At 49.4% G+C, this 25124-nt stretch carries 16 protein-coding genes and 3 tRNA genes; 14 read left to right on the top strand and 5 right to left on the bottom strand.

What is annotated here, in order from left to right; all coding sequences use genetic code 11:
* Positions 1–35 precede the first annotated feature (35 nt).
* Positions 36–1187: a DUF4317 domain-containing protein gene (locus ACTQ1O_RS02240; protein WP_441485920.1), complete on the bottom strand. Its 1152-nt coding sequence runs from the start codon at positions 1185–1187 to the stop codon at positions 36–38.
* Between the two features lie 138 nt (positions 1188–1325).
* Here ACTQ1O_RS02240 and ACTQ1O_RS02235 point away from each other — a divergent pair.
* From ACTQ1O_RS02235 to ACTQ1O_RS02175, 13 genes are all read left to right on the top strand, one after another.
* Positions 1326–1397: transfer RNA gene (locus ACTQ1O_RS02235), tRNA-Glu, on the top strand.
* A 380-nt stretch (positions 1398–1777) separates the two neighbouring features.
* Positions 1778–1849 (top strand) — tRNA-Glu (locus ACTQ1O_RS02230).
* A 286-nt stretch (positions 1850–2135) separates the two neighbouring features.
* Positions 2136–3371: an N-acetylglucosamine-6-phosphate deacetylase gene (gene nagA, locus ACTQ1O_RS02225; RefSeq protein ID WP_441485919.1), complete on the top strand. Its 1236-nt coding sequence runs from the start codon at positions 2136–2138 to the stop codon at positions 3369–3371.
* A gap of 221 nt (positions 3372–3592) precedes the next feature.
* Positions 3593–4264: an HAD family hydrolase gene (locus ACTQ1O_RS02220; protein WP_441485918.1), complete on the top strand. Its 672-nt coding sequence runs from the start codon at positions 3593–3595 to the stop codon at positions 4262–4264.
* A 93-nt stretch (positions 4265–4357) separates the two neighbouring features.
* Positions 4358–6286 carry a DNA gyrase/topoisomerase IV subunit B gene (locus ACTQ1O_RS02215; protein ID WP_441101207.1) on the top strand — a complete coding sequence of 643 codons (1929 nt, stop codon included), beginning with the start codon at positions 4358–4360 and terminating at the stop codon, positions 6284–6286.
* Positions 6287–6306: 20 nt separating this feature from the next.
* Entirely contained in the window at positions 6307–8544 is a 2238-nt protein-coding gene (locus tag ACTQ1O_RS02210; RefSeq protein ID WP_441485917.1) for a DNA gyrase/topoisomerase IV subunit A, read from the top strand.
* Positions 8545–8837: 293 nt separating this feature from the next.
* Positions 8838–9374, top strand: a complete 537-nt coding sequence (locus ACTQ1O_RS02205; protein ID WP_441485916.1) for a MarR family winged helix-turn-helix transcriptional regulator — start codon at positions 8838–8840, stop codon at positions 9372–9374.
* Positions 9375–9483: 109 nt separating this feature from the next.
* On the top strand, positions 9484–11220 hold the full coding sequence (locus ACTQ1O_RS02200) for an ABC transporter ATP-binding protein (RefSeq protein WP_441101210.1): 1737 nt from the start codon (positions 9484–9486) through the stop codon (positions 11218–11220).
* A 1-nt stretch (position 11221) separates the two neighbouring features.
* Positions 11222–13135 (top strand): ABC transporter ATP-binding protein, encoded by a 1914-nt coding sequence (locus tag ACTQ1O_RS02195; RefSeq protein WP_441485915.1) that lies wholly within the window; start codon positions 11222–11224, stop codon positions 13133–13135.
* Between the two features lie 160 nt (positions 13136–13295).
* A tRNA-Thr gene (locus ACTQ1O_RS02190) sits at positions 13296–13368 on the top strand.
* Between the two features lie 108 nt (positions 13369–13476).
* A complete protein-coding gene (locus ACTQ1O_RS02185; protein ID WP_441485914.1) occupies positions 13477–14844 on the top strand; it encodes a citrate/2-methylcitrate synthase in 1368 nt (455 codons plus the stop codon).
* 388 nt (positions 14845–15232) lie between these two features.
* Positions 15233–18676, top strand: coding sequence for an EAL domain-containing protein (locus tag ACTQ1O_RS02180; RefSeq protein ID WP_441485913.1), 3444 nt, complete (start codon positions 15233–15235; stop codon positions 18674–18676).
* Between the two features lie 389 nt (positions 18677–19065).
* On the top strand, positions 19066–20232 hold the full coding sequence (locus tag ACTQ1O_RS02175; protein ID WP_441485912.1) for an iron-containing alcohol dehydrogenase: 1167 nt from the start codon (positions 19066–19068) through the stop codon (positions 20230–20232).
* A gap of 185 nt (positions 20233–20417) precedes the next feature.
* Here ACTQ1O_RS02175 and ACTQ1O_RS02170 read toward each other — a convergent pair whose 3' ends face one another.
* Together ACTQ1O_RS02170 and ACTQ1O_RS02165 are read right to left on the bottom strand one after the other, a co-directional pair.
* The gene (locus ACTQ1O_RS02170; protein ID WP_441485911.1) at positions 20418–21806 is read right to left on the bottom strand and encodes an MATE family efflux transporter; all 1389 of its coding nucleotides are present in this window, start codon (positions 21804–21806) and stop codon (positions 20418–20420) included.
* A 466-nt stretch (positions 21807–22272) separates the two neighbouring features.
* On the bottom strand, positions 22273–22956 hold the full coding sequence (locus ACTQ1O_RS02165) for a YczE/YyaS/YitT family protein (protein WP_441485910.1): 684 nt from the start codon (positions 22954–22956) through the stop codon (positions 22273–22275).
* A 255-nt stretch (positions 22957–23211) separates the two neighbouring features.
* Between ACTQ1O_RS02165 and ACTQ1O_RS02160 the strand changes: the two genes are divergently transcribed.
* Positions 23212–24093, top strand: coding sequence for a LysR family transcriptional regulator (locus tag ACTQ1O_RS02160; protein ID WP_441485909.1), 882 nt, complete (start codon positions 23212–23214; stop codon positions 24091–24093).
* Positions 24094–24183: 90 nt separating this feature from the next.
* On the opposite strand, the gene ACTQ1O_RS02155 is transcribed toward ACTQ1O_RS02160, so the two are convergent.
* Both ACTQ1O_RS02155 and ACTQ1O_RS02150 read right to left on the bottom strand, forming a co-directional pair.
* Positions 24184–24411, bottom strand: a complete 228-nt coding sequence (locus ACTQ1O_RS02155; protein WP_441099213.1) for a helix-turn-helix transcriptional regulator — start codon at positions 24409–24411, stop codon at positions 24184–24186.
* Entirely contained in the window at positions 24411–24920 is a 510-nt protein-coding gene (locus ACTQ1O_RS02150) for a hypothetical protein (RefSeq protein WP_441485908.1), read from the bottom strand. The genes ACTQ1O_RS02155 and ACTQ1O_RS02150 overlap by 1 nt, the downstream gene beginning before the upstream one ends.
* Positions 24921–25124: the final 204 nt, after the last annotated feature.

The raw sequence follows: 25124 nt of genomic DNA, 5'->3' as shown, positions 1-25124 counted from the left end.
GTCCGGGGATTGCCGGAATCCCCGGGCATGCAGGATCAGGAATCGCTTTGGGAGTCGGAGGTGTGTCCGGAGCTGATCCGTATACCATTGACTTCAACGTTGTCGGTAACCGGAATCAGAATATATTCGATGCCGTCGATCATCCGGGTCTCGATCAAATCTGCTCTGGAGGAATCAATGGAGATCTTCACATCATCGGATTTCACCTCGAACTTGCCGGGAGTGGCGATGTTGGAGGCAAGGATGTGCTTATCCCCGGACGGATCGTCATCGTAGGTTTCCTCGAAATGTTCGATCTGTTCCTGCTCGGCTCCGCAGCTCTCAAGAAAATGACGAATCTCGTTCTTGTCGAGAGGCGTCGGCTCCGGATCGTCTTTTTTTCCCTCCAGAAGCGCATTCAGATTCCGGTGTACCGTCTTTGCCACCTCAAAATCACAGTGATCGCTGAAGGTGTCCTCAATGATCTGATCAAAGGTTTCTTTCTGGTCACCGGCCGTCATCGGAAGACTGCATCCGAGGATATCGTCCGGAATCTCGGGATGTAGAAGCTCTGCGTTTTTTGAATAGTAGAGGATGGAGTGGATGTCGGTGTTGCGGTCATTAAAGGCAGGGAAGAGGAAGCCTGTCTCGGGCATCTGAACCATCCAGTCCTGTGTCTTGTCGATGAAGGAATTCGTGGGAGCATCGAACACCAGGCCGGGCTTTGACAGAGACACCGGACAGATGCTGCACATGATAAAGGAATATACGTAGTCCGAGGCATCGAACATCTCTTCGTGATCTGTTCCGTGACCGGGGACATCGTAATTTCCGTGGATCAGAAGGATGAGATAGTTCTCTGCGTAGAGATAGGAGCTGATGATTTTGTCGTAAAAGGCGGAGATCAGCTCGTCATCCTCCAGCCGGCTGTCTCTGAGAGCCATCAGATCCTTCTGATGGCCGCCCTCCGCCTCTTCACTGAGCGGAAATTCGAGGTTCAGAAGATTTTTCCCTACCTGTCCCGAGAGCGTCTTTTTGAAGATATCGGTATATTTGTGGATCTCTTCCTCGGGAAGAGAGAGAAACGCCTCCTTCATCTCCGAGATTTTATTTTTGTGACCGTCCACATAGCAGCCGCAGATCCGGTCAACCCGGCAGTCGTCGGGCTTAAATAGTTTCCTGATTTCAAGTACTTCTTTTTTATTCATATAAAACCTCCTGTTAACTGTAACAAGTATAACTGATTCGATTTGCGAAAAAAAGTCGAAAAATGAGTCGAAAAAAGTCTTTCTTCAATTTGAAAAAAGTGCTTGCTTTTTCTCACGGTCTCTGCTATCATAGTCCTCGGTCGATTGGTCAAGCGGCTAAGACGTCGCCCTCTCACGGCGAAAACAAGGGTTCGATTCCCTTATCGACTGCTGGCAGAACATCTTGGTGTTCTGCTATTTTTTTTACGCGAACAGTGAGCCGCAGCCGAATGCGAAGTATTCGTGTGCGGCGAGCGTCGCGATAGCGAGATAAAACTCGTGCAGCGTGTTTTATCTCGTTCGTATTGGGGAACTGCAGCATTGGGAAGTTGTATTCGAACAGAAAGTTCCGCACGCGCGGAAGGAGAGGAACACTTTTTTCGGCCGGGCGGAAGAAGAGGCGGGCCGTTTGTTCGGATGGAGAAGGAAATAATCCGGAGAAACTCTTTTGTGTTCGTAAAAATTAAAGCGAACTTCTCTGTTACTAATAAAGATTTTCGAAATGGAAAAACAACTTGCATTTAACAGTTGCGTCTGGTATTATAATAAACGGTCGATTGGTCAAGCGGTTAAGACGTCGCCCTCTCACGGCGAAAACAAGGGTTCGATTCCCTTATCGACTGCGGCAGAACACCCTGGTGTTCTGCTTTTTCTTTATACAAATATTGAAACATCGGGTCGCGTGTTTGTAAATGAGTTGACTGCAGATGTTCAGATAGCTGAATAGGTATTTCTGGATCATGCTGGCTCCTGCTCACCGAGAATCTAATGTATTCTGAGCAGGAGCTGTTTTTTACGCGAACAGTGAGCCGCAGCCGAATGCGAAGTATTCGTGTGCGGCGAGCGTCGCGATAGCGAGATAAAACTCGCGCAGCGTGTTTTATCTCGTTGCAGGAGACGAATGAAAACATGATTATCAGGAACATACAGGTATTCCTTCCGGACAAGAGCTTCCATAAAGGATGCATCGTCACGAAGGATGATAAAATAGAGCGGATATATACACAGAAAGAAGAGGAAGGATCAGGGGAAATGGATGATCCGAACCTCATAGAAGATGCGTTCTCCATTTGGAGGGGAAATCCGGGCTTCCGGGAGAAACAGGATATTATTGACGGCCGGGGAGCTTATGCGATCCCCGGCCTGATTGATCTTCATTTTCATGGATGCAGAGGAGATGATTTCTGTGACGGTTCGATGGAAGCGATCAAAAGAATTGCGGAATATGAGGCGTCTGTCGGTGTGACGGCCATTGCTCCGGCTACGATGACGCTTCCGGTTTCGAAGCTCGTCAGCATTCTTCGCACCTCCGCAGAATATCGAAGAGAAGTCTGTGACGAGGGCATAGCAAGACTTGTGGGCATAAATATGGAAGGACCTTTTATCAGCGCCGCGAAAAGGGGTGCGCAGGACGCGAAATATATCATTCCATGTGACGCATCTGTCTGCGATCGATTTCTGGAGGCTTCCGGGGGACTGGTGAAATTTATCGGGATAGCGCCGGAAGCGTCGGGGGATTCCATTTCTTTCATCCGCCGGGTGAAGGACCGGGTTCATGTGGCGCTGGCGCATACAGATGCGGATTACGAGACAGCACTTGCGGCGTTCCGGGCGGGAGCGGATCATCTGGTGCATATGTATAATGCGATGCCGCCGTTCGGACACCGCGCTCCCGGCGTGATCGGGGCGGCCCTTGACTGCCCGAGGGTGATGTGTGAAATCATCTGTGACGGCATCCACGTCCATCCGTCCGCGATCCGGGCGGCCTTCCGGATGATGGGTGAGGAACGGATGATTTTAATCAGCGACAGCATGAGAGGAACCGGCATGCCGGACGGGAGGTATACGCTTGGCGGGCAGGAGGTTGATGTCAGAGGAAGAAGAGCAACGCTTGTAAGGGACGGATCACTGGCAGGTTCTGTGACAAATCTTATGGATTGTCTGCGTACGGCCGTGCGGGAAGCGGGAATACCGCTGGAAACGGCGGTTGCCTGCGCGACGAGAAATCCGGCAGAGGCTCTTGGAATTCTTGATCATTACGGTACTCTCGAGGAGGGAAAAATGGCGGATGTGGTTCTCCTGGACAGAAATCTGGGGCTGCAGGGAGTCATTGTGCGCGGAAGGATGCGTGTCGGTAAAAAATGAAGACGGCATATATCTGGTGGAAAGACGGTTTATAGCCGGTGGACAATGAAGGCGTCTGATAACCGGTGGAAGATGAGCCGGTGGAAGATGAAAGCGGCTTTGAGCCAGTAGAAGATAAGAGAGGCCGGGTTGACAAAAATCCGGTTCCATGGCAAATTGTAAAGCGTTAGTGTTCAGAATGGGACATATGCGGATGGCAGAGGTGGTATGAGGAAGACGGCATGAGAATACAGGATTTTGAAGGCGCGATTTTTGATCTGGACGGTACTCTGCTGGATTCGATGGGCGTGTGGCATCAGATTGATGTTGATTTTCTGGCGAAGAGGGGCATCGAGGTGCCCGATGATTATCAGAAGGCTATCACGCCTCTCGGTGCCCTTGAAGCAGCGAGGTACACAATACGGAGATTCCATCTGGAGAATGACACACCTGAGGGGCTTGTCCGCGAATGGCTGGATATGGCGCAGGAGGCGTACAGCAGCCATCTTCCCCTGAAGCCTTACGCGTTAAACTTCGTGAAATATTTGAAAGAAGCCGGATTGCACATCGCTGTGGCTACTTCTTCGGATGATGCGCTGGTCCGGCCATGCCTGGAGAGAACCGGACTGATGAGGCTCCTCGATGATTACTGTACGGGCAGCGATGTAAAAAGAGGCAAGGGATTTCCGGATATATATCTGAAGGCAGCGGCCGCGATTGGAACCGATCCCGGGAAGACCATGGTATTTGAGGATATTGCGGAAGGTCTTAAAGGTGCGAATGCCGGCGGCTTCTACACGGTCGGCGTATACGAGAAGGCGAATTACCGGATGCACCCGGAGATGATGGAGATCGCGGACGAGTTTATTTTCTCGTTCCGTGAACTGCTGCCGGATGACCGGATGGCAGACTGATTTCCGCAAAGCGCACGGATGTATTTTGAAGATGACCGGATGGCAGACTGATTTCCGCAAAGCAAACGGATTTATTTTGAAATGGAGTATGACATGGCAAAAAAAGACAGTTACAATGCATCGAGTATTCATGTTCTCGAAGGACTGGATGCGGTCCGCATGCGTCCCGGAATGTATATCGGAAGTACGGGGCGTAAGGGCCTGAATCATCTGATCTATGAGATCGTGGATAACTCCGTGGATGAGCATCTGGCAGGCTTCTGCTCGAAAATCAGTGTGGTGCTTGAAGCGGACGGTTCGTGCACCGTAACTGATAACGGGCGCGGAATTCCGGTCGGGATGCATGAGAAAGGAATGCCGGCGGAACGGCTGGTGCTTACCACTCTGCATGCCGGCGGAAAGTTTGACAACGAGGTGTACAAGACCTCCGGCGGACTTCACGGCGTTGGCTCCTCTGTTGTAAACGCGCTTTCCGTATATATGGATGTGCAGATCAGCAGAGACGGCTATATCTGGCACGACCGGTTCGAAAAGGGAAAACCCGTGCTGGAGCTGGACAGCAGCGGCCTATTGCCGAAGCTTGGAAAAACGAAAGAGACGGGGACACGGATTAATTTTCTTCCGGACGGCGAGATTTTTGAAAAAACCAGATTTTCGGCGGAGGATTTGAAAAGCCGGCTGCATGAGACAACCTATCTGAACCCGGCTCTTGTCATCGAATTTGAAGATAAGAGGGATGGGAAGGATGAGAAGATCACCTTCTCCGAGCCGGAGGGAATCGTCGGATTCGTAAAGGAAATGAATAAGAACGAGGAGACGCTTCACGACCCGGTGTATTTCAAGGGAGAGGCGGACGGAATCCAGGTGGAGGTTGCTTTCCAGTACATCCGTGCCTTTCAGGAGAATGTTCTCGGATTCTGCAACAACATCTTCAACTCCGAGGGCGGTACTCATATCACGGGATTCAAGACGCAGTTCACGCTGACGATGAACAGCTATGCGAGAGAGCTGGGTGTTCTGAAGGACAAGGACGCAAACTTCACCGGAGCAGACATCCGCAACGGGATGACTGCTGTGGTTTCTATCAAGCATCCGGATCCGAGGTTCGAGGGACAGACAAAGACGAAGCTCGATAATCCGGATGCCGCGAAGGCGGTCAGTAAGGTTACCGGCGATGAGGTGGTGCGATATTTTGACCGCAATCTGCCGGTTCTGAAGACTATTCTGGAGTGCGCCGAGCGTTCGGCGAAGATCCGGCGTACCGAGGAAAAGGCCAAGACCAATATGCTGACGAAGCAGAAGTATTCCTTCGATGCCAACGGGAAGCTGGCGAACTGCGAGAGCAGGGATGCGTCAAAGTGTGAGATTTTCATCGTCGAGGGAGATTCGGCCGGAGGGTCCGCGAAGATGGCCAGAAACCGGAATTTTCAGGCAATTTTTCCGATCCGCGGAAAGATCCTGAATGTGGAAAAAGCAACCATGGACAAGGTTCTGGCGAATGCGGAGATCAAGGGAATGATCAATGCCTTCGGGTGCGGATTTTCCGAGGGGTACGGCAACGATTTTGACATTACAAAGCTTCGTTACGATAAGATTATCATCATGGCCGATGCGGATGTAGACGGAGCTCATATATCGACACTGCTGCTGACGCTGTTCTACCGTTTTATGCCGGAGCTGATCTATCAGGGACATGTCTATATCGCCATGCCTCCGCTGTACAAGACCATTCCTTCAAAGGGTGAAGGGGAGTACCTGTACGATGACAAGGCACTGGAAAAATACAGGAAAAATCATGCGGGAGAGAAGTTCACGCTGCAGCGGTACAAGGGCCTCGGAGAGATGGATCCCCAGCAGCTCTGGGATACCACACTGAATCCGGAAACAAGGCGGATGCGGCGGGTGGAGATCGAGGACGCGCGTATGGCTTCTGAGACAACGGAGATACTGATGGGTACAAATGTTCAGCCGAGAAAGAAGTTCATCTATGATCATGCTACGGATGCAGAGCTGGATGTCTAAGAGGGAGATAAGCATTTAAAATGGAAGAAATTATCAGAACCGAATATTCGGAGTTGATGCAGAAATCCTACATCGACTACGCGATGAGCGTCATCATTGCCAGAGCCTTGCCGGATGTCCGCGACGGTCTCAAGCCGGTGCAGCGGCGGGTACTGTATGACATGATGGAGCTCGGGACCTACTATGACAGGGCTTACCGGAAATCCGCGCGTATCGTCGGCGACACCATGGGTAAGTATCATCCGCATGGCGACAGCTCCATCTATGATGCACTCGTTGTGATGGCACAGGATTTCAAAAAGGGACAGGTGCTCGTGGACGGTCACGGAAACTTCGGCTCCATTGAGGGAGACGGAGCAGCTGCCATGCGTTACACCGAGGCACGTCTTGCGAAGATTGCGCAGGAGGTCTATCTGAAGGATCTCGACAAGGATGTGGTCAGCTTTGTTCCGAACTTCGATGAGACCGAAAAAGAGCCGGAGGTGCTCCCGGTCCGCATTCCGAACATTCTGGTCAACGGCTCTGATGGAATTGCCGTCGGCATGGCGACCAGCATACCTCCGCATAATCTGGGGGAAGTCATCGATGCGGCCCGTGCCTATATCCGGAACAATAAGCTCACGAGCACACAGCTGATGAAATACATCAAGGGACCGGATTTTCCGACCGGCGGAATTGTCGTGAATCAGAAGGACCTGGCGTCCATATATGAGACGGGGTCCGGGAAGATCAGAATCCGCGGGAAGGTCGAGGTGGAGAAGGGAAAGAACGGGAAACAGCTCCTCGTCATCACGGAAATCCCCTACACCATGATCGGAGCGAACATCGGAAAATTTCTGATGGATGTGGCGGATCTGGTTGAGAGCCGGCAGGCACCGGAAATTACCGACATTTCAAATCAGTCCTCCAAGGACGGCATCCGGATCGTACTGGAACTTAGAAAAGGCGCGGACGTAGAACGGCTCAAGAACCTTCTCTACAAGAAAACCAGGCTGGAGGATACGTTCGGCGTCAATATGCTCGCGGTCGCAGGCGGGAAGCCGGAGACGCTCGGATTGAAGCAGATCCTTGATCATTTCGTGGATTTCCAGTTTGATCTGTCCACACGGAAGTACCGGAAGCTCCTGGCAAAGGAGATGGAGAAGAAGGAGATCCAGGAGGGACTGATCAAGGCGGTTGACGTCATCGATCTGATCATTGAGATCCTGCGCGGCAGTAAAAATCAGAAGATGGCGAAGGATTGTCTGACCATGGGTGTGACGGAAGGGATTACCTTCCGTCATAAGAACAGTGAGAAGCAGGCCAGTCAGCTCTGCTTCACCCAGCGGCAGGCGCAGGCTATCCTCGATATGCGCCTGGCAAAGCTGATCGGTCTGGAGCTTGAGGCATTGTATAAGGAAAATGAGGAGACACTGGAGAAAATCGCCCGTTATGACAAGATCCTGAACGATTACGATACGATGGCGGAGGTGATCCTCGATGATCTGGCCGCAATCAAAAAGGAATATGGCCGTCCGAGAAGAACCTTCATCACGAATGCGGAGACGGTGGTCGCAGAGGAACCGGAAGAGGAGGAGACCGAGCTGGTGTTCCTCATGGACCGTTTCGGCTATGCGAGGACGATTGACGTGTCAGTCTACGAGCGGAACAGGGAGTCGGCGGACGCGGAGAGCCGGTATCTGTTTCATTGCATGAATACGGATAAGATCTGCATCTTCACCGACCTGGGTGTGATGCACACGATAAAGGTGAAGGATCTTCCTTTTACGAAATTCCGCGATAAGGGAACGCCCATCGATAATCTCTGCAACTATTCGACGGAAAACGAGCAGGTTATTTTTGCGGCGCCCATGACCGAGGTCATCGGCAGAAAGCTGATTTTCGTGACTGCCGGAGGCATGGCGAAGGTGACCGACGGAAATGAATTTAATGTCACCAGGCGTTCAATCGCCGCGACGAAACTTGCAGACGACAAGGACCGGGCGGCGTTTGTCGCCTATGCGGATGCCGGGGACTATCTCGTCCTGCAGAGCAGGGACGGCTATTTCCTCAGGATTTCCATGGCAGAGATTCCGGAGAAGAAAAAGGGAGCGCTCGGGGTGCGCGCCATGAAGCTTACGGCAGGAGACGAGGTGGAGGAAGGCTATCTCGTGACCGGACATAAAGAGCTGGATATCGAATACCGGGGAAAGAAAATCTCTCTGAATAAAATCCGTCTGATGAAGCGGGACAGCAGGGGAACCAGAGTCAAGGTGTAAAAACGGAATAATCCGCAGAGGATACGTTTTGCAGGATTTCGCCAGACGGGATGGGTGCTGTTATCTGTCTGTGCCTGACCCGGTAAGGAGGAAGTTCTCTCAGACTCACATGGGACTGCAAAATTTAGCGAATGAAATGCAAAATATGTCTTTACAATCGATCCCTTAATCACTAAAATGTAGCGTGCTACACAATAAATGTAGCACGCTACATTTGTGCGCAGATATGCTGGCCTATCAATCATAGGATGGAAAGCATAACAAATATAAATCAGAAATTACGGTATACAAAGATGGAAAAAAGAGAAGCAACAGTAACGGAAGAGAGACTGCCGAAAAGGAGAAGGGAGGAAGCTTGTGATTCAGGACGTCCGGCGGGTGAGGAGGAGCGGCAGGAATCTGTGATACCGCTTCTGTTAATGAAAATCAACCAGCAGCTGAGAGCAAGCGCGGATCGAAATCTTGAGGAATGGGGTCTGACGCTTTCGCAGGCGCGTGTTCTCCATGTGATTGGCGAACATGGGGGCAGCGTCGCGCAAAGAGAACTGGAGCGGATCCTTGAGGTTTCCCATCCTACAGTGGTGGGATTGGTCTCGAGAATGCAGAAGAATGGATTTGTGAATATATCGATTGATACAAAGGACCATAGGAATAAAATCGTATCTTTTGCAGAAAAAGCATACAAGCATAAGGTAAGTCTGCGATGGCAGCATCTGGATGTGGATGATCGTTTGCTTCGGGGTATGACGGAGGAAGAAATTCGGCAGGCCGAAATACTGCTTCGAAGGATGTACCGCAATGTCCAGGACTGGGAAGAGGGCCGTGCATAAGAGAAGGTACAGCAATAAGTAAAAATTACAGAGATCTCATTACCTGTATAAAGAGGGAAGGGAATCTCTGTTCGCAATAGATATTCATACAGAAAGAGAGGATTTACAGGTGCTAAAAACATTAATGAAAAGTCTGAGAGAGTATAAGACTCCCTCCCTGCTTTCACCGCTGTTTGTTACCTTCGAGGTTATTCTGGAATGTATCATCCCGCTGGTGATGGCTTCTTTGATTGACCACATGAAGGGAGCTTCCCTGACGCCTGTGTTTCAGGACGGTATTGTCCTGATTATTCTGGCAATGGCTTCCCTGTACTGCGGACGCAGAGCAGCCATCGAGGCGGCAAAAGGATCTGCCGGTTTTGCGAAAAATCTTCGGCAGGACATCTATTTTAACATTCAGTCGTTTTCCTTTGCGGATGTAGACAGGTTTTCCACAGCTTCGCTTGTAACCCGTATGACGACAGATGTTACAAACGTGCAGACGGCCTTTCAGATGGTAATTCGCGGCGCGGTGCGGACGCCTCTGATGATCATCTTTTCGATTGTGATGTCTCTTACGATCAATGTCCGGATGGCCCTGATTTTTATAGCGGTCATACCTTTCCTCGCTTTAGTTCTGTTTGGCATTGTTTTGTATATTCATCCGGTTTTTGTAAGAATCTTCAAGAAATATGATGCCATGAACAATTCCGTGCAGGAAAATGTGGGCGGAATCCGAGTGGTAAAATCGTTTGTCCGGGAGGATTACGAAAAAGAGAAGTTCCATAAGAGATCCGAGGATGTCTGCAGGGATTTCACTTTCGCTGAAAAGGTTCTTGCGTGGAACAATCCGACGATGGTCTTCAGCATCAGTCTCACAATGGTGCTGGTCAGCTTTATCGGAGCCCGGATAATCATTACCACAAAGGGATCGTCCCTGAGTACGGGCCAGTTATCTTCGCTGATCACATATGGAATCCAGATCCTGATTTCCATGATGATGCTTTCCATGGTTTTTGTCCTGATTATTATCTCGCAGGAGTCTGCCAACCGAATCGTTGAGGTCCTGAAATACCAGAGCACCTTGACCTCACCGGAGAACGGAAAGACTGAAATTGCGGACGGATCGGTTGTGTTTGAAAATGTATCCTTCAAATATTCTGAGAGGAGCAAGAGATTTGCGCTGTCTGACGTAAATCTGCAGATCCCCTCTGGTTCCTCTCTGGGAATCATCGGAGGCACGGGTTCTTCAAAGACCACATTAATTCAGCTGATTTCCAGACTGTATGATGTGACAGAAGGAGCGGTGAAGGTCGGCGGAACGGATGTGCGTCAGTACGATCTGGACGCGCTGCGCAATCAGGTAGCGGTTGTGCTTCAGAAGAATGTCCTCTTCTCAGGTACCATCAAGGACAATATGCGCTGGGGCGATAAAAACGCGACGGATGAGGAAATTGTCCATGCCTGCAGGCTTGCGCAGGCCGATGAGTTTATTCAGCAGTTCCCGCAGAAGTATGATACCTATATTGAACAGGGCGGTACAAATGTATCGGGCGGACAGAAGCAGAGACTCTGCATTGCGCGGGCGCTTCTGAAGAAACCGAAGATTCTGATTCTGGATGATTCCACATCCGCGGTAGATACAAAGACCGATGCACTGATCCGGAAGGCTTTCCGGGAGGAAATCCCGGATACGACAAGAATCATCATCGCGCAGCGTATTTCTTCCGTTCAGGATTGTGACAACATTATTGTGCTGGACGGCGGAAGGATCGTGGAGCAGGGCAGTCACGATCAGCTGATCGCAGCCAATGGAATATATAAAGAAATTTTTGATTCGCAGACCATGAGAAAGGAGGAAAACTGATATGCCGAAAGGAAAAGCAAAGATTACACCGGTCAAAAAGGGAACAGCCGGACGTCTGTTTCGATATATTTTTTCCCATTACAAGGCCAGAATGATTCTGGTTATAATCTGTATCGTGATCGCGGGCGTTTCTTCTACCGGAGCTACGTTCTTTCTGCAGCGGCTGATTGATGATGTCATCACCCCGGGCATGAAGACCGGACTTACTGCGGTATGGCCAAAGCTTGTCCGTACGGTTATAGGGATGGCGGTCATCTACGGTGCCGGAGTTGTCGCATCCTTTCTCTATACGAGAAGCATGGCAACAGTGACGCAGGGAACGCTTATGAACTTCCGGAATGATATGTTTGATAAGATGCAGTCTCTGCCGATCAAATATTTTGACACGCATGCGCATGGAGATATCATGAGTACCTACACGAATGATACCGATGCCATCCGCCAGCTGATCGGACAGAGCCTTCCGATGGTTACACAATCGGTTCTTACCATTATTGCGATTGCCTTTATGATGCTGTACTACAGCTTCTGGCTGTCGCTTCTGGTAGCTCTTTCCATTGTTCTGATGCTTCGAGTGGCCCGGAAATATGCCGCCGCTTCTTCGAAATACATGATGCGGCAGCAGATTTCACTTGCAAAGGAAGAGGGATTTGTTGAGGAAATGATGGAAGGAACCAAGGTAATTAAGGTCTTCTGTCATGAAGGGGAGAGCAAAAAGGATTTCCTGAAAATTAACGAGCAGCTCTTTGAGGACAGCAATGAGGCAAATAAGGCGGGAAACGTGCTGATGCCGATTTTGTCCAATATGGGCAACCTTATGTATGTTCTGATCGCCTTTGTCGGCGCGATCATGGTATTTGAGGGAGCCACAAACGTCGGATTTTCCGGTTTTGGACTGATGACGGCAGGTATCATCATTTCCTATCTCGGCATGGCCCGTCAGCTGTCACAGACAATCGGTCAGATTTCCATGCAGGTGCCGATGATCGCCATGGGTATCGCCGGGGCCGGCCGTGTGTTTGAACTGATTGATCAGGAACCCGAAAAGGATGACGGATATGTGACGCTTGTCAGATGCAAAAAAGGAGAGGACGGCTCCCTTGTTGAGACAAAGGAGAAGACCGATCTCTGGGCCTGGAAGCATTTCCACAAGGCGGATGGTACGACGACCTATACCATGCTGAAGGGTGATATTGAGTTGGAGCATGTGGATTTTGGATATACGCCGGAGAAGCAGGTGCTGTATGATGTATCGCTCTATGCGAAGCCGGGACAGAAAATTGCGTTTGTAGGAGCAACCGGTGCCGGTAAGACAACCATTACGAACCTGATCAACCGTTTCTATGATATTCCGGATGGCAAGATCCGGTATGACGGCATCAACATCAACAAAATCCGTAAACCGGATCTCCGACACTCTCTCGGAATCGTCCTGCAGGACGTAAATTTGTTCACCGGCACGGTTATGGAAAATATTCGATACGGAAGGCTGGACGCCACGGATGAAGAATGCATCGCGGCGGCAAAGCTGGCGAACGCGGATGATTTCATCACAAGACTTCCGGATGGATATGATACGATGCTCACTGCAAACGGGGCGCAGCTTTCACAGGGACAGAGACAGCTGATTTCTATTGCGAGAGCCGCCGTAGCCGACCCGCCGGCCATGATTCTGGACGAGGCGACCTCCTCCATTGATACCAGAACAGAAGCGCTTGTTCAGAAGGGAATGGATAATCTGATGAAGGGCAGGACGGTGTTTGTCATTGCACACAGACTTTCCACCGTACGGAACAGCGACGCGATTATGGTTCTGGATCACGGCCACATCATCGAGCGCGGAACGCACGAGCAGCTGCTCGAGCAGAGGGGAACGTACTACCAGCTCTATACCGGAGCGTTTGAACTGGAATAAGAGAGAATATACAGGTTGTCGTCGCTAATGTTCTTGCCCACTGGTGAGCAAGCTCCCCGTGGGCCAAGAACATTGCGACTGGACTTATACAGTAAAAAAACATGTTGAATTTTATGTAAAATTATGTATAATAGTGGTTGTGCCACTTTTATGTGGACATGCCGGAATAGCTCAGCAGGTAGAGCACTTCACTCGTAATGAAGGGGTCATCGGTTCGAATCCGACTTCCGGCTTAATCAGGCGATTAATTCGGGCAGTGCTGCCATGAGTTAATCGCTTTTTTACAATCTGCCGGCGGAACGCCGGCACCTGACAGGACATACCAGGGAGGATATGAGTCTATGAGCTTTACAGCAACGGAACAGGATGCCAAGATCAGAGAACTGGTTGAGTTCAGCCGAAGATCCGGCAAGATCGATCTGAGCCTGTATCAGGAGTACGATGTCAAGAGAGGCCTCAGAGATAATACCGGAAAGGGTGTTCTGACGGGTCTTACGGAGATTTCCGATGTTATGGGAACAACGCTGAACGACGAGGGCGAGTCGGTGCCCTCAGAGGGGCGCCTGTATTATCAGGGATATAATGTCAATGATCTGGTGGGCGGGATGAAAAACCGCCGATTCGGTTTTGAGGAGATCACATATCTTCTTCTGTTCGGATCACTGCCGACGGAGAAGCAGCTGAATGATTTTATTGAGATTCTGAGCAGCTACCGGGAGCTTCCGGAGGAGTTCACCAGGGACGTCATCATGAAGGCACCCAGCTGCAACATGATGAATTCTCTGCAGAAGTGTATCCTGACGCTGTATTCCTATGACGCGCATGCGGACGATATTTCAATCCCGAACATCCTGCGGCAGGCGTTGTCCATGATCGCGAAGATGCCTCTTCTGGCCGTGTACAGCTACCACACGCACAGGCATTATCATCTGGGGCAGAACCTTATCATCCGGAACCCGAAGCCGGAGCTTTCGCTCGCTGAAAATCTGCTTCAGATGCTGCATCCGGACGGTCAGTATACACAGCTGGAGGCAAAGGTACTCGATACGGCACTGATTCTGCATGCCGAGCACGGCGGCGGCAACAACTCGACCTTTACGACGCATGTGGTATCTTCTACAGGAACGGACAGCTATTCCGCGGTGGCGGCTTCCCTGGGCTCCCTGAAGGGACCGAAGCACGGCGGTGCAAACCTGAAGGTTCTGCAGATGTTTGAGGACATCAAGGAGAACGTTCATAATTGGGACAATGAGGATGAAATCCGCGCCTATCTGAACAAGATTCTTGACCGTGAGGCGTTTGATCACGCGGGGCTGATCTATGGAATGGGGCATGCGGTCTACACGCTCTCAGATCCCAGATGTGTCATTCTGAAGGAATACGCGAAGAAGCTCTCGATTGAGAAGGACATGGAAGACGAATTTCATCTCTATGAAAATGTGGAAAGAATCGGAAAGGAGTGCATGATTCACAAGCGCCGTCTCGTAAAGCCGATCTGCGCAAATGTCGACTTCTACAGCGGATTTGTGTATTCAATGCTTGATTTTCCGAGAGAACTGTTCACTCCGCTGTTTGCGATCGCGCGTATCTCGGGATGGTCGGCTCACCGGATCGAGGAAATGGTCAACGGAGGCAAAATCATCCGTCCTGCATACAAGTACGTCGGTCATCACAGAAGATATATCCAGCTGGAGAACCGGGAAGACTGACAGAGGAGAGTTATACAGATACAAAGATTATTCACGGTTGAATCCGCAATTGAATCCGCAATATATCAGGCAAGCCTTGATATATTGCGGATTATTTTTTTATTAGATTGTTTCCCGGCTTCTTTTGTGTTCGAATGCATCTTACCATCCTTAATACACAGAAGTTTCTGGTAAATATATAGATAAGATAATAAAAACATTAATAGTTTTTGTACAACAGTCGGGAACCTGTATTCGAATTGACACAAAATGTGATATACTAATTGAGTGAAAATATGTTGGATCGAGTGGCAGTCCGGGTACAGATGGCAATGATTCTGTCTGGCAATACAGTCAGCAGACCGGCTGGCCCGGTTTGAACCAGAGAGTGTATATTGGAGGCGGCTGGATGAACGGTGCCGTATATAAATTAACATCTGAAGAACAGCAGATTCTTGAGAATCTTCCGAATGCGGTGGGTGTATTTCAATCTGTCGATGGGAAGATTATGCCGGTGTTTCTCTCGGGACAATTTCTGAAACTGTTCGGGTATGATTCGGGAGAACAGGCGATGGAAGCGCTGCGGAGAGACCTGTACCATGATATACACCCGGATGATGCCGCCAGAATTGCGGAAAGAGGATACGGGTTCGAGCGGGATGATACGGAATATGATGTTATTTACCGCAACAGGAATAAATATCAGCCGGATTATCATATCATTCATGCAGTCGGGAGACATGTGTGGAAAGAGGGTGTGAGACTTTCGTATTTTACATATGCAGATGAAAGCCGGATTCTGAACGGAGGGCAGGAGGAACTGCAGTTATCAGAGTCATTTTCGCAGACAATTTCACTTGACAATGACCTGCATCGCAATCAGTTTGATGATCTGACGGGACTTCCGACGGTCAGCCAGTTTCTGCAGACCATTCCCGCGAGAATCCTCGAGATAAGGAGAGAACACAGGATTCCTGCGATTTTATGGATGGACTACAGCGGATTCCGTGAGTATGAGACGTTGAACGGATTTGAGACGGGCGATGCCCTGATCCGTGGACTGGGTTGGCTGATTCGCGGTCGGTTCGGAGTCAGGAATACGGCAAGATTTAACAGTGATCATTTTGTGGCATGCGCGTCAACGGATAACTTGGAGTGTAATATCCGCAGCGTGTTCGAGAATGTGGCAAAGCTGAACCGGGGAAATTCCCGTCCGATTGCCGTTGGCGTTTATGTAATGGATTGTGATGATATCAGTCTGACATCCGCGATTGACCGCGCGAAGCTTGCGTGCGATTCGTTGAAGAATCCGGCACACTCTTCCTATACGTATTTCAATCAGGAGATGCTGGTCCGGGCAGAGCGGAAGCAGTATCTGCTGCAGAACTATCAGCGGGCAATGGCTGAGGGCTGGATTCAGGTCTATTACCAGCCGGTGATGCGTACTATCACGGGAAAGCTCTGCGGAGCAGAGGCACTGTGCAGGTGGAAGGATCCGGTATACGGGATGATCTCTCCTGGAGAGTTTATACCGGCTCTGGAGGATGAGGGCAGAATTACTGACCTCGATCTCTTTATGTTCGAACAGGTCTGTCGTGACGGCTGGGAACGGATCAAGGCAGGCATGAATATCGTGCCGGTATCGGTGAATCTTTCCCGCAAGGATTTCCGTAAGCCGGATCTGGTCGAAAGAATAGAAGGCCTGGCGAAAGAATATAAGATTCCGCGTGAGCTCATTAATCTTGAGATCACAGAGAGCGCATTCATCCGCCATCCGGAGAGGCTGAGTCAGTATATCAGCCGTTTCCATGAGCTGGGATTTCAGGTCTGGATGGACGATTTCGGCACTGCTTATTCGTCTCTGGGTTCTCTGAAGGATCTGAATTTTGATGAGCTGAAAATCGACATGAGCTTTCTGAGTACCTCGACGGAAAAAGCCAGAAACATCATCACCTCTGTCGTGGATATGGCAAAGAAAATTGGAATCCAGACGCTTGCCGAGGGCGTTGAGACCTGTGAGCAGTACGAATTCCTGAAGCAGATCGGATGCGAGAAGGTACAGGGATACTATTTCGGAAAGCCAATGGACAGGGCATCTTTCTCGCAGCACTGCCGGGATAGAAAAATCGGGGAAGAACGGCTCCGGTGGAAGAACTATTACGATGCTTTAAGCAGGATTGATTATCAGACGGATGAGCCTCTGTGTGTCATTGAGGATGACGGCAAAACCATGCGGCTGCTTTTTGCCAATGAGGCGTACAAGGATGTGCTTAGCCGTGACGGCATCAATGACATTGATTCATGGATTGCGGAAATCAACACGGACAACAATCCGATGCATGCCTTCCACCGGCGGTATGCCAATGAGCAGCTGCGGAAGCTTAAGGGACCGCAGGTGATCACCTATCCGTCCGGTGATCATTATATGGAGCTGACCGGGAACGTCATTACGCATTATGAGAAGTATTATATCTATGCAATGAATATCCGGTACATCCGGCTGAATACAACATCAAAGGATCAGCAGAGAGCATATTACATACAGAGCATCTATTATCTGTGCGGTGATATTGCGGTTTGTAATCTTATGGACAATACCATGTACGGGCTCAAGTCCGTAAATTCTGCCGAGCCGATCGGAATCGGAGGAGAAAGCATTGATTTGATGCGGGCAGAGAAGAGCTATACAGAGAAGTTTATCTATCCGCCGGATCAGAAGCGATTCCATGCTTTCCTCAATCTGAAGACATTAAGAACAAGGATGATGGAGAAGAAAGGACAGGATCTGAAGGGCTTTTTCCGAAGCAAAATGCCGGACGGCGAATATTACTGGATGCTGCACATGTGCATATCTATACCGGGAACGGATTTCTACCAGGTCCTTCTGGTAACTATTCCTGTAGACTTCAATTCGGAGGTCCGCGGACTTCTTCTGGGTGACCCGGACCAGAGTGGAGAGCACGGGACTTATAAGGAGACAGATGAGAGTAGAATCACGCCGGCGCTGCTCTGGAAGAATCTGGAAGCCTATTCAGACGGGATGTATTTCTGGAAGGATGTGAACCGGAGATTTGTGGGCGCAAGCCGTAGCTTTCTGAACTTTTACGGTTTTCAATCCGAGGACGATATTATCGGGAAGACAGATGAGGAGATGCACTGGCATGTAGAGACAGAGCCCTTTAAGAACGATGAGATCGATGTTCTGGCGAATGGGGAAAGAGTAAGTCTCGCAAAGGGAAAGTGTATCGTCCGGGGGAAACAGCGTACGATTCTGGCCAATAAGATTCCGATTTACAGAGACGGGAAGATCATCGGCCTGATGGGGAATTTTTTCGACGCAGAGAATCTGTATCAGCTTCTGGACGATCGGTATCAATCGGAATCGATCGATGCGGTGACGGATCTCCTGAATACGACAGGGCTGTCCGAAAGCTTCAGAGACTATCTGGAGGCGCTGTGGACGGATAACAAAGAGTTTTCACTGGTACAGATCTATATTCCGGAATATGAGAATTTCGCCAGAAGATATGGAAAAGAGGCGGGACACACGCTGCTCCGCAGTGTCGGAGAGCTATTGCGAAAGGTGTTCGGCAGAGAAAGCACCATCGGGAGACTGACCGGGAGTTACTTCACAATCCTGATTCAGGATGAGGATCCGAAGAAATTAACGGAAGCACAGGCAAGATTTGAAGAGAAGATTTCAAGGCTGAGAAAGGTCGGTCAGTGGCAGTGTGCGCTGACTGCCACAATAAGGGTATCAGTGATGAATCAGACCAACGCGAGCCAGGAAAAATATGCGAAGAATCTGAATCATATGTGGGCAGGATTGAGCGTATATAAGCCGGAGGCATGAGCGCAGCCGGCGGTCGGCGCCCGCGGAAATTACCCCTTCTATTGACCGGAGGTTCAATGGAAGGGGTTTCGTAATGCCGGATTGTGCTTCAGGGATCTCCTGGAAGATTTTCACGGCTCTTTCAGTAGAGTCAGAGTATGATCAGCATCTCGGGTGCATCCATGGCCTGTTGTTGAGATATGCGAATCAGAGGTCAGATTCAGGCCTGATTTTTCGGAAGAGTTCACTTGCATGGCAGGTTGAAATTTGGTGCTGCAATTGAGATGGGTTATTTTCGGAGAAGTTAAGGCAGATTATTTTCGGGGAAGTTAACATTGACAGGCAGGGATGTCTGGCGTATATTTATTATACCCATAGGGGGTATTGACTCGTTTGACAGGAGGTAATACATGTATAATTTCAGATTTAGTGTTCCTACAACGATTTATTTTGGTAAAGGGCAGATCTCACATCTGTCAGAGCTTGCTGATTTTGGCTCCAAAGTACTCCTTGTCTATGGTGGAGGGAGCATCAAGCGAAATGGTATCTATGATACAGCACTGAAAATCCTCGAAGATGCCGGGGTAACGGTCACGGAGCTGTCCGGTGTAGAGCCGAATCCCAGAATAGAGACGGTTCGAAGGGGCGTTGAGCTGTGTAAAGAGCAGAAGCTGGATATGGTTCTGGCAATCGGAGGAGGCAGTGCGATCGACTGTGCAAAGGTTGTGGCTGCCGGCGTGATGTACGACGGGGATGCCTGGGATCTTGTGCTGGATCCTTCTAAAATCAAAAAGGCTCTTCCGATTTTCTCCGTATTGACATTAGCGGCCACCGGTTCCGAGATGGATTGTTTTGCGGTTATTTCAGACATGACAAAGAATGAGAAATGGGGAACCGGCGCGGATGTTTTGAAGCCAACCATGTCAGTCCTGGATCCTACATATACCTTTTCGGTGTCCAGAAAACAGACCGCTGCCGGTACGGCGGATATGATGAGCCATACCTTTGAGAATTACTTCACCAAGGAGCCCGGCTGTGATGTGCAGGCAAGATTTGCCGAGGGCCTTCTGAAGACAATGATCAAATATGGCCCGGTCGCTCTTGAGGATCCGGATAATTATGATGCCCGTGCAAATCTGATGTGGGCGGCAAGTCATGCAATCAACGGGCTGATTGCGAATGGAAGTCAGCCGGCCTGGTGCGTACATCCGATGGAGCATGAGCTGTCCGCATTTTATGACATCACACATGGCCAGGGACTGGCGATTCTCACTCCGGCATGGATGGATTTTGTCCTTGAGAAAGATCCTTCAACTGCCGCAAATTTTGCAGAGTACGGAAGAAATGTGTGGGGAATTTCGGAAACAGAGGATGAGAAAGCTGCGAGGGAGGCGATTGCAAAAACCAGAACGTTCCTGTTTGAGACCATGGGACTTCCGGAGAACCTGCGCGCCGTTGGAATTGACAGCGAGGAACATTTCGAAGTGATGGCAGAAAAAGCGGCAAAGGGCAGTGTGGGCTGTTTCGTTCCTCTCACAAAAGAGGATATTGTGAAGATTTACAAGGCTGCCTTTTAATTCATATCAAATGCTGGCGTGAGGAGATTGAAAGCGTTCGTACAGATATTAGCATAGTGCACTTGAAAGCGTTCGTACAGACTTCTAAGGCCGAGTAATGTAAAAAACACCCGTAAAGTCCTGCCAGGCAAGACTTTGCGGGTGTTTTCCTGCAGTGCGCGAAACATTCAGAAATTGATTCGCGATCACTCTACACCGTCGTCCGGAAGGGGCGAAACATCGCTTCGGTAGACCTTCCGGAAGAAGGTCAGCGACAGAATAAAGGAGGCGATTTCCGCGATGAAGAAACACCACCAGACGTTGTTGACATTTCCGGTCATTGAGAGAAGCCAGGCGGCCGGGATCAGGATGACAAGCTGTCTTCCGAGGGAGACAAAGAGGGAATAAAAGCTTTTTGAGAAGGCCTGGAAGATGGAGCTCATGATGATGCCCATGGCTGCAATCGGAAAATGAATGGCTATCGTCCGGAGCGCGACGACACCCATCTGTTTCATTTCCGCGGAGGCATTGAACAGATCAAGAAGTCTGTCTGGTATCAGCTCGAAAGTTGCAGTTCCGCAGAGCATCACACAGATAGCAAGCAGCATGGCGAATTTGAGGGCCTTGTTGATTCTCCGTTTGTGTCCGGCTCCGTAGTTGAAGGCCAGAACCGGGATCAGTCCGTTGTTCAGACCAAAAACCGGCATAAAGAAGAAACTCTGAAGCTTGAAATACACTCCGAAGACGGCGGTTGCGGTTGTCGAGAAGGAGATCAGGATCAGATCCATCAGGTAGGTCATGACCGATCCGATGCTCATCATCAGGATCGATGGTATGCCGACAAAGTAAATTCTGCCGATGGTTTTTTTATCCGGATGAAGAATGGCTCCAGCGCTGATATGAATATCGCGGTTTAATTTCAGATTCATCACAAAGCCGAGAACCGAGGCAATCGTCTGTCCGATGACGGTTGCATAGGCGGCGCCCGCCACTCCAAGTTTCGGGCAGCCCAGAAGGCCGAAGATCATAACCGGATCGAGGAAAATATTGATGATGGCGCCGGTGAGCTGCGAGATCATACTCAGCATGGTTCTTCCGGTGGACTGCAGCAACCGCTCAAAGGTGACCTGCATGAAAAGTCCGAAGGAAAGAGTCATGACGATGCCGAGGTAGGCATTGCCATACTGAATAATGTCTGCCGAGGATGTCTGGCTCCGAATAAAGGGCCCGGTGATTGTCAGACCGAGAATCGCGGAGACGACAAAGCTGAAGAAGGCCAGAAGGATGCCATTATTCGCTGCCTTATCTGATTTGTCAAACTCCCGTGCGCCGAGCGCCCGGGAAAGCAGAGCGTTGATGCCTACTCCGGTGCCGGCGCCTACCGAAATCATGAGGTTCTGCATGGGGAACGCAAGAGTAACCGCTGTCAGCGCATCCTCACCGATCTGCGCGACGAAAACAGAATCCACAATGTTATAAAGAGCCTGTACCAGCATGGAAATCATCATAGGGACGGACATGTTGACGATCAGCTTCCGGATGGGCATGATGCCCATTTTGTTGTCGGACCGGGGGTCTTGTGTTGATTGTTTCATTACGAAAATATCTCCTGAGGTTTTGATGAAGAGCAGATCGATTACCATTTGTGCCTTTCTTATAGATATTGGTACGGGCAGTCGATCAGCCTTCTTATACTAACACAGAATGAAGATTTTTGGTATCCATCTCATGTTATTCCGGGTGACAGGAGAGAACCGTCGAAAGAGCCCGGGATCCAAGCACTGCATCAGAGGCACAGAAGATGTTTTTACACAAAGCAAGAATACATTGACCTTGTACAAATAAAATTAGAAGAGAACAATGATAATATCGGCAGGATAAAGAAGATGGCTGCACGCAGTATAAAATGAAGAAGATGGCTGCACACAGTAAAAAAACAAAAAAGAGACGGTCGCGATAGCTTGGGGTATGAGAATGGCTTATGCGAAGGCCTCTTTATGTTTGCTATTTCATTTAGGGGAGGGGAAAAGGGGAAATGAAGCGTTTTTATGCTTGGATTCGTCAGTTCTCGGAATCGGCCTCGACAGAGACGGAGATAGGATAGAACCATTTCTCCATGATCGGATTGAGAAGTCTGCAGAACTGACGGGCAATATAGCCGACGATGATGGCAGAGATCACCGTTCCCTCCCGTACGCCGTTGACACCGCGGAAGAGAACAAGGGAAAGAATAACCGCGGACGCCATCATACTGACGTCTACGAAAATTTTTACGATTCCCGCTTCCTTGCCGGTGATCTGGTGCAGAGCGGTTGCGACGCCTTCGCCCGGCAGCATGATTACATTGGCCGTGAATTCCATGGACACGCCGAAGGCAAGGATCAGGCAGCCGACGAGAAGACTGATAAGCTTCATCAGATACTGTTGAGGGTTCAGCCAGAAGATCAGATATTTCATAGAGAAATCAATAAAGTACCCGAACATGACAGATACGGGAATCTGCAGAAGCTGAATCGGCTGATATCTCTTGCGGAGCAGAACGATCTGGAGCGCAACGAGCAGGAGACTGAACAGGATGGTGAAGCCACCGAGTGTAATCGGGTACTTCAGACTCAGAACATAAGGAATGCTTGAGATCGGCGAGGTGCCGAGGCGGGCATTGGTGATGAAAGCCACTCCGAGAGAGTTGATGAAGAGACCGATGATGAAATACAGATATCTTTTGATAAGTGGCATATGACGCATTAGATAACCTCCTTCATATGTTTTATGTGATGGAAACAGAGAAAAACCTCTCCTTTCTATGTGCTTGCGCGAACAGCGAGAAGCTTCAGACCATTGTTCCTCATTATATGAAGTGTTGATGCGGGATTCAAACAGAAATAACAGATGGATTCATAAGAAATAGTTATGACTTTGATGCAAAAGCTGTGATATGATACCTATATATGTTATCCGGGTAGTATGGACAGCGGTACGCTTTGCAGGGGAGGGGAGAGTTTGACAATTCGTCAGCTGGAATATTTTCTGACAGCAGCGCAGACGTTGAGTTTTACGAAGACAGCGCGACAGTTCTATATTTCACAGTCAGCGGTGACGCAGCAGATCCATGCGTTAGAAGAGGAGTTTGATGCGGAATTGTTTCTGCGCAGAAATAACAGAATCCGTCTGACCCCGGCAGGAGAAACGCTGGTGCAGGATGCGGAAATGATGGTGGCCAGATACTATGACGCGATCGAAAAGGTGCATGCCGTACGGGACGGCATGAGCGGAGAATTGCGGATCGGGTATCTGCAGGGAATGGAGATGTCGCGTTTTCCCAGGACAGTACAGGAATTCCGCGCGGATTATCCGGGAATTCAGATTTCCCTGAACCGTGACAATGCCGTAAATCTGCATGATGATTATCTGAACGGGAAGTACGATATTATCTTCAACGTAAAAAATCCTCTTCTGCGATATTCTAACAGCCTTTCAAAGACCATCGGAGAATATCCGTATTACGTGGTGGTTCCGACGGATCATTATCTGTCTGGCACGCGGAAGGTAGAATTGCGTCAGCTCCGGTATGAGAAGCTGATTCTTCATGATTTTAAGATTGAAGTTCCGGCAAATTCGGAGATCCATCCGCATCCGTTTCTGAATAAAGAGATCATGAAGAATGTCGCACAGGTCACGGATGATATCGAGAATATTCTCATCTTTGTAGCGGCGGGGATCGGCATTGCGATTGTGCCGGAATTCGATGTCTTTAAGCCGCAGATCAATATCAATCTTTCGTATATACCGCTCGATACGGGAGACTATCGGGAGAAGCTGGAGATCGTATACCCGGAAAAAGATGCAAGTCCTCTGCTGCGTTATTTTATGGATAAGATTTAAAAAATCTGCCGTATATAAAATCAGGATTATTGAGCTGGAATGATAGGTCAAGCCTGAAAAAACCTTATTTTATACGGGTTTCAAGCAAAATCATGTTGCTGCATCTCCGTGGTTTTGAATGTATCCAGCCTCCCAGAATAGATCGTCAAGCGTTTTATCCAGCGCTTTGCAGATGGCGATGCAGAGGCGGATTGTGGGATTATAGTCCCCTTTTTCAATCGCGTTGATTGTTTGCCGTGACACGCCGACCAAATCGGCAAGCTGCTGTTGGGAGAGGTCTTTGGCGGCTCTTGCGGACTTCATCTTCAGATTCTTCATTAGTCCTCATTCCTCTTTTCCCGCAGCTTCTGGATTATTACGGCAACCACGATGACCATAAACATAACGCCCATTATGACCGTGATGTTGGTAGCAGTTAGCTTCCCTTCCGGCAGCCCATCCTCGGCGATACGAAGTATGCCAGTGATGAGATTGCAGAGACCGATGATAAAGATCAGGAGAGTCCATTTCTTCCATTTTCCCGAAACGCCAAAGTAAACGCCCTTCATGACCATATAGACAACGTAGACTGTAATCATCAGAAAGCTGACAGCCATTATTGCAAGGCTTCCGTCCATAGGGAATGCATCCCAGTCCAGAAGGAACGAAGTTATGATCCCGGAAAGAACACCGGTGACAGTCGCATACTGATACGCACGTCCCCTGACTGCTGTCTGCATCTCATCATACATAACCTGCTTGGTCTTTTTCTTCTCATTGAGTACGAGCACAAGAAGCACAAAAACTGCAAATGCCAATCCAATACCGACACCTATTTTGTAATACATGATTTGTCCTCCTTACTTTGTGTCAAGTTTATTTGACATCAAGAGCATAGCATGATGAATAGCAAAATGTCAACTATATATTACATATTTTTGGGAATAATAAAACAATAGAAATATCAACGATTTCGTGATGTGATAAACAAGACTTTTGAAGCAGAATCTATCGGAGGAAAACATAATGGCTGTGCAGTATAACAGGCTCTT

The sequence above is a fragment of the Bilifractor sp. LCP21S3_A7 genome (assembly GCF_052118825.1).
GTDB lineage: Bacteria > Bacillota > Clostridia > Lachnospirales > Lachnospiraceae > Bilifractor.
This window is presented reverse-complemented; position numbering and strand designations above follow the sequence as displayed.